This window comes from Nanhaiella sioensis (genome assembly GCF_046557775.1).
Taxonomy (GTDB): domain Bacteria; phylum Bacillota; class Bacilli; order Bacillales; family SM2101; genus Nanhaiella; species Nanhaiella sioensis.
In genome coordinates, this window is sequence record NZ_JBKAEG010000001.1 from 2484288 (window position 1) to 2497101 (window position 12814).

Consider the following 12814-nt stretch of genomic DNA (forward strand, 5'->3'; position numbering starts at 1 on the left):
CATAATTCTCATGAGTACTGTCGACCCATGTATTAAAGAAATGGAACGACAATTTATAATCATTATTGGAATATATGATTAATGGAAAATTACAAGAAGTCTACAGTTTGAGGGATTTGCATGTAGTTTAGGTTATGTTGATTGGACTAGTAGTTCATAAAAATCACTCTGAAGTCACAATTACAGTCAAAGAGGAGTTCTCATGATTGATTATGATAGGCTCTTTTTGTATACTTTGTCGCGGATTTTACTAAAAAGTTTTAGAAAGCAGCTCAATTATTTAGAAAAGATGACACGAACCCCCAAATGTACACTTGCTTATCTCTTAGAGCGAAAAGCCACAATCTGTGCGAAAGCAGCCTTATTGTATGACAACATTGTATATATTGGATACAAAATAGGTAAAATATGAAAATGCTTATTGTTCAGCAATCACATGGTGAAAAAAGTACAAAATGGTTTGGAGGAAGGAAGCATGGTCATAAAAAAAATGATGGCATACTTTATGCTGTCTGTAGCACTAGCAGGGTGTACGAATGATGAAGGTGAAAAAAATGAAACTGAGCAAAATGCACAACAGGAAGGTACACATGTCAATCAAAACGAAGATTTGACTAAACAGTTAGAGGATGAAGAAGGGGTGATAAGTGGGCAAGTGTATGTCAATGACGACACTGCTGTTGGCACGCTTGTCTTAGAAGATAACGTAAGTGATCAGGACGCAAAAGAAATAGCAGAAAAATATGCTGATAAACTGAAAAACGAATACAACAATATGACCATTAATGTACAAGCAATCAGAGGTGGTGAAAATGTCGAAAATATTCTGATAGAGCCAGAATAAAATTATGCTTCAGCTAGTCACTTTTAGCATGCCGCAAGTGATTGTTAACGTGTTTATATTACCAAGGTACCATTTTAGATTTACAAGCAACATAAGTAAAGTGGTTTAAGTTATATAAACAACATATGTGTTTTGATCATGCATTTATCTTGCGAGCAGGCTGGAGACAAGTGATCTAAATAATGTAATGTTGTTGCTGTTTTTTAAAAATATAGTTTGACACCTTTATTGAATGTTCAAGATTACAGTGTTAGTACGATGAATAGTTCTGAACACCAACCTGTTTCAGAACTATTCGGTTAAAAACTTCCCTTATACTCCTGCTGATATATTAAAAAGTAAAATCCATTTCCAAGATCATGCATGCTATAGACTTCGTAATACCTCTGCAAAATTACCTCTAAAATAATCAATGAATGTCATTTTCCTATCTACATGATTCTTACCTACTTACCTACTTTCTTCTTCTTAAAATACAAAATCCATGTCCTTTTATTAGTATATCAAAAAAGTATTAATAATCTCTTAAGAATGAATTTGTGAATGTGATTATGTTTATGTTGTCATAATCATCGTATGATATGGTCAAGTTTAGACAAATTCTATAAATTTTTTCTATATTGTATAAATATAGAAGTTTTTGTATTGTGAAAAAATAAAATGTTGAATAATGGCAATTTTCAGAGAATTTATTGATTTTTATAAATTTTTCCAATAAAATTAAATCGCTTTAGCATATTTTTCTATTAAGGGGGGATTTTTGTTTTTTAAAAAGATTAAGAGAGAGGGGTAATCGTTGAATGGTTCGTAAAAGTGTTAATCAAGTAAAGAAAAGTGTAATTTTCATGTTGATTCTATTGCTAGCAATCTCGCAGCCTGGTTTCGGGAAAACAACATTTGCTACATCAGAATCTTCAAACCTACTAGATCTTACTTCACAAGTTAAGGGAAATAAAGCTGATATCCAAGCAAATTCTCAATTTGAAGATGAGGATGAAGTTCGAGTGATTGTTGAACTAGAGGGAGATCCTGCAATAACATTCGCACAAAATAAAGGTATAAGATATAAGGATCTAACTCAAACGAAGAAGGTAGAGCTTAATAAGGACATCGCTGAAGAACAAACAGACCTTTTATCACAATTACAAAAGAAAAGAATTGAGCTGGATGTTGAGAATCAATTTTCGGTTGTTGTTAATGGAATAAGTGGAAAGATGAAATTCGGTGATATTGAAGATTTAGAAAGTTTATCTAGCGTCGCTAGTGTACATATCGCGACTAAATATGAGCGTCCCGAGCCTGAAATGAATAGTAGCGGTGATATTGTGCAAGCTGCAAAAGTATGGGAGTCTGTACACGGCTATAAAGGTGAGGGCATGGTTGTAGGTATTATCGATTCTGGTATCGACCCGTGGCACAGAGACATGATTTTATCTGATGATAGTACTGGGGAAATCACTGAAGCAGAAGTAGATGAACTGAGAAGTGGTGAGAAGCAATTACCTGGTAAGTACTTTACAGCAAAAGTGCCTTATGGTTATAACTATATTGATAAAAATGATGAAATCCGTGACTTAGGACCAGGCACGACAATGCATGGTATGCATGTGGCGGGTACAGTAGGAGCAAATGGTGATGAAGCGAATGGTGGTATTAAAGGAATAGCTCCTGAAGCACAATTATTAGCATTAAAGGTATTTGGTAATGACGTAGAGATGGAATCAACGTATGGTGATATTTATATTAAAGCTATTGATGATGCTATCGCTTTAGGTGCAGACGTATTAAATATGAGTTTAGGTGCTACAGCTGGATTTGTTGATTCAACTTCACCTGAACAACAAGCAATTAAACGAGCTGTGGACAACGGTGTAATGATGTCGATATCAGGAGGAAACTCAGCTTATTTGGGTGTAGGGTGGGATTATCCACCATATGCTTCTAACCCAGATATCGGTGTAGTAGGATCTCCTGGATTATCTTATGAATCACTTCAGGTTGCATCCCTTGAAAATTCACATATAAAGCTTGGTGAAATTGCTGTAACAGTAGGGGATGAAGAGCTATCTATCGGATATCAAGCACAGGATACACCATCATTTGGTAACTCCGAAATAGAAGCGGTTTATGTTGCAGATGGACAAGAAGACAAATATGAAGGTAAAGATGTTAATGGTAAAGTGGTTTTTGTAGTAAGAACTGGAGACTTCTTATATGCACAAATTCAAGCTCAAGCAGAAGCAGCTGGGGCTGCAGGAGTAATTGTTCGTGGTAAGGAAGCTCATGGTGACTATGTTAACATGGCACTTGACAATCCAACAATTCCAATGGCTTCTTTAAGTATTGCTGATGGAAATATGTTGGAAGAGAAAATATTAAATGCTGGTGGGTCAATGCTAGTTACTTTTACTGGTGAGCTTGTAGATGTACCAAATACACAAGCTGGTTACATGTCAGACTTTTCTTCTTGGGGTTTGACACCTAACTTGGACTTTAAACCAGAAATTACAGCTCCAGGTGGCATGATCTACTCTACTTTGAATGATGACGAGTATGGTGTGAAGAGTGGTACCTCAATGGCAGCTCCACATGTTTCTGGAGGATCGGCACTTGTTCTGCAACGTGTTGAAGAAGATTTTGACCTAGAAAACGCTGATAAAGTCAACATGGCAAAAAATATTCTCATGAATACTGCTACACCAGTCGAAGATCCTGAGGGCTCTACGGTCTATTCACCACGTCGTCAAGGTGCTGGGTTAATGCAGCTGCTTAATGCCATGAATACTCCAGTAGTTGTAACAGAAAAAAATAGTAATGAAGCTAAAGTAGCTTTGCAAGAAGTAGGCGATATGATTAAGTTTACATTAACGGCTACTAATTATAGCGATAGTGACGTGACATATGAAGTTACGGCAAATGCATTAACTGATTTAGTTCTTAGTGATGCTGAAGGACAGCAATATAATGTATTAACGGCACAAAATATTGATGATGCTCATATTACCATAAGTGAAGAGTCCATTACCATTCCAGCTAACGATAGCGCGGACATTAACGTTACTATTGATGTATCCGAGGCTGACGCTTACTTGAGTGAACTAATGGAAAATGGTTACTTTGTTGAAGGGTTTGTTACATTTACAAATAATCTTAATAACGAAGATGATCAATTATATCCTGAATTAACGGTTCCTTATGTCGGTTTCCATGGTGATTGGAATGCAGCACCGATTGTCGATGGTACTATTTATGACGATGAGGAAACATTTTATGATATCACAGGCTTATATGGTGGAGATGATTTCCTTGGGTTCGATTTTGGTACTAATTCGTTTCTAAAGGAAAAGATCGCCTTTTCACCTAACTCAGATGGTGTACATGATACTGTAACACCAGTTGTATCTCTTTTAAGAAATACGAGTGTTATAGAATTTAGTATTCTTAATGCTGAAATGGAGAAATTAAGAACAATAAAGACAAATAATAATGTTAGAAAGCATTACTTTAATAATGGAAACGAACTATTCTATAGTTTCGATCCCACAACTAGCTGGGATGGATATGCTAACCTTGAGCGAGTTCCAGATGGTTTATATTATTATCAAATAAAAACTCAGCTAGACTATGCTGGAGAAGAGGAACAACTCACTCAAATACCTATCTTTGTTGATACAATCTCACCTGAAATTACGAATGTAGAATACGATGAGGAAACTTTGAATCTAGTAATAGAAGGTGAAGATAGTGGAATTGGTATTCACTATTATGGTGTTATAGTAGACGGTGGAGATGCTATTATCATTCCATATTCTGAAGACGGTATGGAATCTTATGTGTTTGACACAGCTCCAGAAGAAGGAGCAACTATAGATGTAGTAGCAATAGATTATGCTGGAAATGCTGCTATTAAGACGCTCTTTGGTGCGGGAGACGAAACAGTCCCTGGAATTGTTGCAACATCACCTGGTTCATACGTTTATAATAATTTTTACACATCCTTAGATATGGTTGTATCAGGATATGTGACAGATGCTTCTGAAGTATTTGACTTAACTTTAACAGGAGATGCTGTTGTCGGATCACCAGTATCCATTCAATTACAATGGAACGAACAAGAAAGCTACTATGATTTTAATACCCCAATCTCCTTTAAGGAAGATGGAATTCATGAAATCCGTATAGCGGGTGAAGATACTGCTGGAAATAAAATTGACTTTTTACGTGAGGTTCTAGTTGATACTTCAGCACCAATCATTGATGTTTCTGGCTTACCTGAAGATGGATATGTAGATTTGGAAGGACCAGACCCTGTAGTGACAGTTTCTGTTACTGAAAATTTTGATCAGCTACGTTTTTACTTTAATGGAAGTGAAGAATTTTATGACCCATTTGAAGAAAATGAAATGCAACCTATAACTATGGTGGAGGATTATGAATTAAATTTAGTCGAAGGACATAACACATTTGCCTTTGAAGCGGTAGACGTTGCTGGAAATGTTACAACAAAAACTGTTTCAATTTATAAAGGTGAAAATCCACCTGATGCTCAAATCGAAGAATTATCAATTAATCCTAAGAACAATGTAAGTACACATCGTCCTGTGACAATAGCAGCAAGCTCTACAGACTCAATTAATTGGGATGTAAAATTGATTGATCCTACTGGTGCAGAAATTGCACTTCCTGCAGACGCTGGAACAACATATTCAACTACCTTTGTTCCAGACGAGTTTACGGTTAACGGACTTTACGAAGTTGTTGTTACAGGTTCTATAAACGACCAACAGATCAATGAAATTACAGATACCTTTGAAGTGTATAATTACCCGATTAAAATTAAATCGGTAGATGTCCTAAATGAAGCTGGAGAGGCAGCTACGACATTTACACAAAGTGGTAAAGTGAGAATTAAGGCAAATATTGAAAACTTAGGACCTAACGCTGAGAGTCCGCTAGTCATTATTCAAGTGAAGGATGATCAAGATATTGTTGTTGATCTTTCATTCTTCACGATCGATCAGTTGATAGATGGTGCTAGCAATGGATTTGGATCAGAATTACAGCTTAGTAACTTAGATAAAGGGACTTATTCAATCGATGTCTTTGTATGGGATGATTGGAATAGTCCGTCTGCTCTATCTGAAGCAAGTAAAGGTATTGCAACATTCACTGTAGAATAATATTTTTGTAGAATGTTAGGGAGAAGGGGAGATTTTTTGCTGCCCTTTCTCTCATACTTTTTACTCAACAAAATGAGGAGTGAAAATGTTGAAGAAGATTCTTCTTAATATATTTGTTATTACATTGATGATTTTCGGGAGTGTCTTACCGGTTTTTGCTGAGGGTACGAGCAACCTACATGCTGAAGCTGGCAAAAAGGCTTATACACAAGAAGAAAATGTTGAAATAAGTGGAATGTTATTAAATAAAGGCCCTTCTCTAACGAATGAAGAAGAGCCACCAGGAGAAGAACCACCAGGAGAAGAACCACCAGGAGAAGAGCCACCAGGAGAAGAACCACCAGGAGAGGAGCCACCAGGAGAAGAGCCACCAGGAGAAGAACCACCAGGAGAGGAGCCGCCAGGAGAAGAGCCACCAGGAGAAGAACCACCAGGAGAAGAGCCTGTTGAAGAAGAACAAGAAATTACAGTTGAAACAGATGAATCAACTTATTTCATAGGTGATACGGTTGAAATATATGGTGTGGTAACAGAGGATGACGTACCGGTTCAAGCAGCAGAAGTAACGATAACGATTGAAGACAGCAATGAAGTATATAGTGAAGTGGCTTCAACAGATGATAATGGTCATTTTGCCTTTAGCTTCGATGCTACGGAATTGGGTGACCATCAAGTAACTGTAGAGATAGGAGAAGCTTTAGCAACAACGAGCTTTGAAGTCATAGAAGAAGAAATACCTGTCGAAGAAGTAGTCGTTGTATCAGTTGGAACTGACTCACATACATACCATCCAGGAGAAGCTGTTGTGATTTCTGGTACGGTTACAAAAGATGGAGAGCCAGCTGTACAAATACCTGTTACGATTACTGTTAAGAAGAATGGAACAGTTATAGAATCATTAGGCCAAGAATTAACAAATTCTACAGGGACCTTCACTGATACATATAGACTTCAGGGTAATGCTGCAGAAGGTGAATATGAAGTAAGTGTTACTGCGGTTGATGTAACTGATACAGCTACTTTTGATGTAGAAGAAGTGGATGAGGTTCCTTTAAAAGAAGTGACAGTATCAACAAATAAAACTAAGTATGCTCAAGGTAGTAGTGTTTCTATTTTTGGAAAAGTAAAAAAAAATGGAAGTGCTGCGAAACAAATTACTGTAACGATTAAAGTGATGGATTCAACAGGGTCGATCATCTATACTGATCAGGCGAAAACAAATAATGAAGGAACATATAGCTCAACTTGGTCTTTAGGAGCTGATCAAACTTTAGGAACGTATAGTGTTGAAGTCACTTCAGTTGGGATAAAAGAAACGACCTCATTTATTGTTGAGAAAGGTGACCCTGAACCAACACCGGGATCTGGAAGTGGTGGCGGGATTCCAAAACCAGGAGATCCTACGAAAGATGATGGAGAAAGTGAAGTGGTTGAAGGTGAGCTGAAGGTAGTCATAGAAGAATCAGATATTATTGATGATCTTAATGATGAGACGAAAAAAGACGTTGAAATTGACATTGAAGCTTCAGGTGCTGAAAATGCAACTACGGTAAGTGCTGAAATTAAGAAAACAATACTGAACGAAATTGTGAAAAATAGCAAATCATTAGTCATTAATACTGGCAAAACAACGATAAAGTTATCACCAGAAACGATTAAAGGGCTTACTGAAATCGCAGGTGAGGATGTTCTTATCTCAGTCAAAATAGGACAGGCTGCTGATATTACAGCACCAGAGGTAGTAGAAGGACAAATAATTGTTTCAGATGTGTTTGATATTACTATTCATTCTGTCGTTAATGATAAGCAAATATCAATAACAGAATTTAACGAACCTATTGAGGTAAGCATACAGTTTGATCGATCACTTGTAGAAGATACAAGAAAAGTAGCAGGTTATTACTTAAATGAAAAAAAGAATGAGTGGGAATATGTTGGTGGTATAGTTAAAGATGATTTAGTCGTATTTAATACTTTGCATCTTTCAAAGTATGCTGCTATAACAAATGATAAAACGTTTGCTGATATTGTAGGATGGGATTGGGCGAAAGATCAAATTGAAGTATTAGCTTCAAGAGCAATTATTAAAGGAAAATCTACAAATGAATATGCCCCTGGAGATAACCTTACAAGAGCTCAATTTGCTGTATTAATTGTCCGAGCATTAAATATTCCTACGGAAGAGTATAAGGGAACTTTTTCAGATATTCCTGAAAGTTTAACGTGGAGTGCGCTTGAAATTGAAGCCGCACAGCGAGCAGGAATTGTTACAGGTCGTGCTGATGGAACATATGGGCCTAATGAAAATATTACTCGTGAACAAATGGCTACAATGATTATTCGCGCAGTAAATTATAAGCAACCTTCTTTATTAGAAGGTGTATCAACTGAGCTAACTTTTACTGATGCTCATATGATTGAGGCATATGCAAAAGACTCCGTTGCCATTGCTGCAAAATTAGGAATACTGAAAGGAAAAGAAGATGGAACATTCGCACCAAAGGATTCCGCAACAAGAGCTCAAGCTGCCGTGTTACTTTATAATCTACTAACGAAATTAGGAGAATTTTAAAAAACTAATAAACAAGTTGTGTTTAAAAGAGGGATAGCTCAAACCAAGAAGCTATTCCTCTTTTTATGCTAATTTAATTGTTAGCACTATATTAATTATCTATCTATAAAAGTCTCAGCTGCTACGATTGAATAAATGATGTGATGTTATTGAATTTAGTATTAGGTATCTAGTTAGAACCATTCAAAAATAATTATCATAACGCTTATCAAATATATTTGCTTGAGCTAACTACCTGGTATGGTCATTCAGCGTTTAATTATTTTATTACTGCCTATTAAGAGAAACTAAATGCTACTAATTTAGTAGAAAATCCCCATGTAATAACAAAAAATTTAGAAAAATCACAAAAAACCGACACTTAATTTATACATTTATGGTAAATTATACTTAGATTGGATGAAAGGAGGTTAATTATGAGTAGAATAACTGAAATGATTCTAGGGATTATTGGTGGTTTACTAGGATTTGGTGGTGCCTTTATTGCTTTATTTGTTGGTACAGTAGATGAAGTCGTTTCTGGATCTAGTGAAATAAGCAGTCTAGGTGCAAGTGCTTTCTTATTTAGTGCACTTGGAATAATAGGAGCGATCGTTGTGAAGTTTAAAGCCAAACTAGGCGGTTGGCTCATGTTACTTAGTGGTGTTGCAATTTTAATATCTATTAGTTTATTCGGCGTTGTTCCTGCCCTATTTCTAATTCCAGCAGGCTTGATGGGTATTTTGAGAAAATCAAAAACACAGAAGCTAGAAGCATAACGAGTTGAAGGTAAATAAAGTATAGCGCACACTTGAAATTAACTGAATAGTCTATTATTTTGAAAGCCTGTGGAGAAACTCTACAGGTTTTTTTATTGTGTTCGACATATGAGAGGTTTGCATAGATTCTTAGCAATTATAAGGAGATAGGAAGCTTCTTAGCTAACGTTATAATACACATCGCTGTTCGTTGCATTTGTTTCTCAACAATATAGTGAGACTCTTTCATTTGCAACTGCTCGCCATTTGTAAATGTAATAATTGACTGTATAGTTGTATTTGTTGGGGCTTCATACGGTTCGATAGACTTTATATGGTGATAGAAAATCCAGCTGTTTTCAAAGCGATGTGGTGACTGCGTAGGAAAAGCGAAGATATCATATTGGGGATTAATCGGTATGGGAATCTTCTGTTTTGAGCCGGTTAGATGTGTCATAGCTTTCCGCCTGCCATCATAGGTAGCTCCTCCTTCTAAGCAAGCTGCTTTGACGAGCTGTAACGGTGTTTTAGCAATAGCCAATTGCTGTTGTTGTTCGTAAACAATGGTGTCATAGTCACAATGAGTAGCGGGTAAAAGTATCATTGTGCTTTGATTGATGTCATACTCTTGTAATACTTTTTCCATAGGAAATGACACTCCTTTATTGAGGGTAATAGCAGGTAGGGGAAACGCGAGTCTAATCAAGCGGAGATAGAGACTTTTCTACTTATTGTCGTTTAACGCTTTTAGTTCAGCTGTTACATGTCAAACAGGCGGTCAACACTCATGTCCAAACCTTTATGAAGCTTATAAAGAGTAAACGTCGTCGGGATTTTTTCTCCACGTTCTATTTTTCCTAGATTTTTATCATTAAGATCTGTAATTTCTGCTAGATCCTCTAGCGTTAACTCCTTACTAAATCTTCTTAATCTCACATACTTACCTACAGCTTTTCCGAAATTCTCTCGTTCTTCCAAGTGCTTCGCTCCTTTTTTAAGACTATTATCAAATGGAAAAATGAGAGATAACACGTCCTGTAAGACTCTAAATGTAAATAACTAGGAAAAAAGAGAACTTTTTAATAAAGGTTGTTTTTCACAATGCTTGTTGTTTGGTGTATGAAGAAACATACACGTACAAAACTAGCTTTCACGGCATCTTTGCTTCTGTAAAACGATAAAAACCACTTCCTAAAGTACCAATTTAGTAACAATAGCAACAAAGCTTACGAATAAAGCCTTTATATAGGCTGTTTTCGCAGTAATTGTTACATATCACAATAAAAGCTAACCACGAATATAACTATCATTCTAAAGACTATGAAAGTCATATAAAACACATCAGCTACTTAAATGTAAATGAAGAAGTTAACAAAATTTACAAAAATAGTCTTTATAAAAAATTGAATCGCTTCTTTCGTAAACATGCATCAAAATAACGTTTTAAAACCATTTTCAGCGTTTTAAAATCTGCCTGTGCACGAAAAATAACAAATAATTGAAAAAAACACTTGAAAGTGACGAGTGTGTCACTTATAATAAATGACAAGATTGTCACTTAGTGACGGCAATGTCACTTTATAATAAATATTAGGGGGAATTAAACAATGGAAGCTACAAAGCAAAACAGTTTGTTAAAAAATAAGCAATACGTATATTTGATTGCGTCACAGCTCGTATCAAGCTTTGGAGACTGGTTAGACATTCTTGCGTTAATGGCATTAGTTGGTTTGAAGTGGGAAGTATCACCATTACAAATGGCTGGTGTCATGCTCAGTATGGCACTGCCGATGATCTTATTCGGTCCATTAGCTGGTGTGTTCGCAGATCGCTTTGATCGCAAGAAAATGATGATACTATCAGATATCGTTCGCTGTCTCGTAGTCATTGGATTCGTCTTCGTAACAAGTCTTTGGCAAGTATATGTTTTATTATTTATTAAAGGGGCTTTCAGTAGTTTATTTGTACCAGCGAAAAACGGCAAGCTAAAGGAAATTGTAGATGATGAACAAATGCAACAGGCGATGGGGATTAGTGGCATGATTGATAATGGAAGTAAAATTGTCGGACCGATGATCAGTGGTGTTCTCGTGTCAACGGCTGGTATCTACTGGGCATTTTATATTGATGCGGCAACATTTATTGTATCTGCACTATTACTTATCGGCATCAAAAGAAGTACTTACGAGAAGGTTGAAGCTAAGCCTGCTGAACAAAAGGTTGCTTTTTTAAGTCAACTGAAGGAAGGTTTCCAATTTCTAAAAGGTTTTCCGAGTTTGTTATTTGGCTTAATCGTGCTAAGCCTGTCACTATTCGTGCTACAAATTGCAGATTCGCAGCTCGTCATTTTATTTCGCGATATAGATGGCAATACGATTGATCTACTAGGCTATTGTATGGCTGCGAGTGGAGCGGGCATGTTCATCGTATCAGCAATCCTTACGCGGAAAAAGAAGTCGTTACCAATCAATTTTGCGATTGCAGTAGGTGCGACTGTTCTGGGCTTATGCTTTGCGGTGCTTCCGTTACTCATTCATCTACCGGCATCAATGATTATGATTATCTTTCCAATCTTATTTTTTATTGCGGGTACATCAGCAGGAATCATTATCATTTCATTTAACGTTGGCGCTCAAAAAGCGACTCCTGTACAATTAAGTGGTAGAGTGTTCGGAACGATTAATAGTATGACGACGTTTGCAGCACTCATCGGTATGGCTATGGGTGGGCTGTTAGCTGAAGCATTTGGTGTAGTTAGTGCAATTCTTCTGTCAGGAAGCCTATTAACAATTGTAGGAATCGCGACATTTATTATAACAAGATTTTTAGAAAGAAGGGATCGAGTTGCCAAAGGTCACGGACGATTACAAGGAGAAACGACGTCGTGAAATATTGGACGTAGCAGAAAAGGTATTTTGTGAAAAAGGGTTTGGGTCAACGACGATGACTGATATCGTTAATGAGACGGAATTTAGTCGCGGTGGAGTATATAAATATTTTTCAAGCACTGATGAAATGTTTCAAGCCATTATGGACGATAGAGATAAAAAATTTAGCGCTTACTTTAATCAACTTGCAAGTGACTACGAAACGATATGGCAAGCCCTTTGCTATTATTTAGATGAGTTCGAGGGCAATTTAAAAAGTCTTAAAAGCGAATTCGGCATAGTTCAATCAGAGTATTTTATTATGAGCTCAAGATACAAGGAAAGAGGACCATTTTTACAGTTAAGAGTGGATAGAAATATGAAGGTCTTAGAAGACTTTTTACAAATTGGTGTCGACACAGGTGAGTTCAAGCCAATACAACCGTTAGAGGCTATTGTGCTCTTTCTTAGCAATATTACAGACGGCTTATACTTACATACACATATGGTTGGCTACGAAAGAGCACATATTATTGAGCAATTTAAAGGCTTGAAAATGTACCTTACGCAAGCATTAGGGGTTGTTCAGAACTAGCTACTGGGATATGTTATTG

General features: G+C 36.5%; 8 protein-coding genes. 6 read left to right on the forward strand and 2 right to left on the reverse strand.

Annotation, left to right across the window (positions count from 1 at the left end; all coding sequences use genetic code 11):
* Window positions 1-475: 475 nt before the first annotated feature.
* From V1503_RS11660 to V1503_RS11675, 4 genes are all read left to right on the forward strand, one after another.
* Window positions 476-844, forward strand: a complete 369-nt coding sequence (locus V1503_RS11660; RefSeq protein WP_410627072.1) for a hypothetical protein — start codon at window positions 476-478, stop codon at window positions 842-844.
* Between the two features lie 800 nt (window positions 845-1644).
* Complete coding sequence (locus V1503_RS11665) at window positions 1645-6024, forward strand: S8 family serine peptidase (RefSeq protein WP_410627074.1); 4380 nt, start codon at window positions 1645-1647, stop codon at window positions 6022-6024.
* Between the two features lie 88 nt (window positions 6025-6112).
* Window positions 6113-8596: an S-layer homology domain-containing protein gene (locus V1503_RS11670; RefSeq protein WP_410627076.1), complete on the forward strand. Its 2484-nt coding sequence runs from the start codon at window positions 6113-6115 to the stop codon at window positions 8594-8596.
* Window positions 8597-9012: 416 nt separating this feature from the next.
* Window positions 9013-9354 carry a hypothetical protein gene (locus V1503_RS11675; protein ID WP_320258035.1) on the forward strand — a complete coding sequence of 114 codons (342 nt, stop codon included), beginning with the start codon at window positions 9013-9015 and terminating at the stop codon, window positions 9352-9354.
* 136 nt (window positions 9355-9490) lie between these two features.
* On the opposite strand, the gene V1503_RS11680 is transcribed toward V1503_RS11675, so the two are convergent.
* Both V1503_RS11680 and V1503_RS11685 read right to left on the reverse strand, forming a co-directional pair.
* Window positions 9491-9979, reverse strand: coding sequence for a competence protein ComK (locus V1503_RS11680; RefSeq protein ID WP_410627079.1), 489 nt, complete (start codon window positions 9977-9979; stop codon window positions 9491-9493).
* A gap of 113 nt (window positions 9980-10092) precedes the next feature.
* The gene (locus V1503_RS11685) at window positions 10093-10311 is read right to left on the reverse strand and encodes a helix-turn-helix domain-containing protein (RefSeq protein ID WP_410627081.1); all 219 of its coding nucleotides are present in this window, start codon (window positions 10309-10311) and stop codon (window positions 10093-10095) included.
* 629 nt (window positions 10312-10940) lie between these two features.
* Between V1503_RS11685 and V1503_RS11690 the strand changes: the two genes are divergently transcribed.
* Both V1503_RS11690 and V1503_RS11695 read left to right on the forward strand, forming a co-directional pair.
* A complete protein-coding gene (locus V1503_RS11690) occupies window positions 10941-12221 on the forward strand; it encodes an MFS transporter (protein WP_214480789.1) in 1281 nt (426 codons plus the stop codon).
* The gene (locus V1503_RS11695; protein WP_214480788.1) at window positions 12178-12795 is read left to right on the forward strand and encodes a TetR/AcrR family transcriptional regulator; all 618 of its coding nucleotides are present in this window, start codon (window positions 12178-12180) and stop codon (window positions 12793-12795) included. Before V1503_RS11690 ends, V1503_RS11695 begins: the two co-directional genes overlap by 44 nt.
* The last annotated feature ends 19 nt before the right edge of the window (window positions 12796-12814 follow it).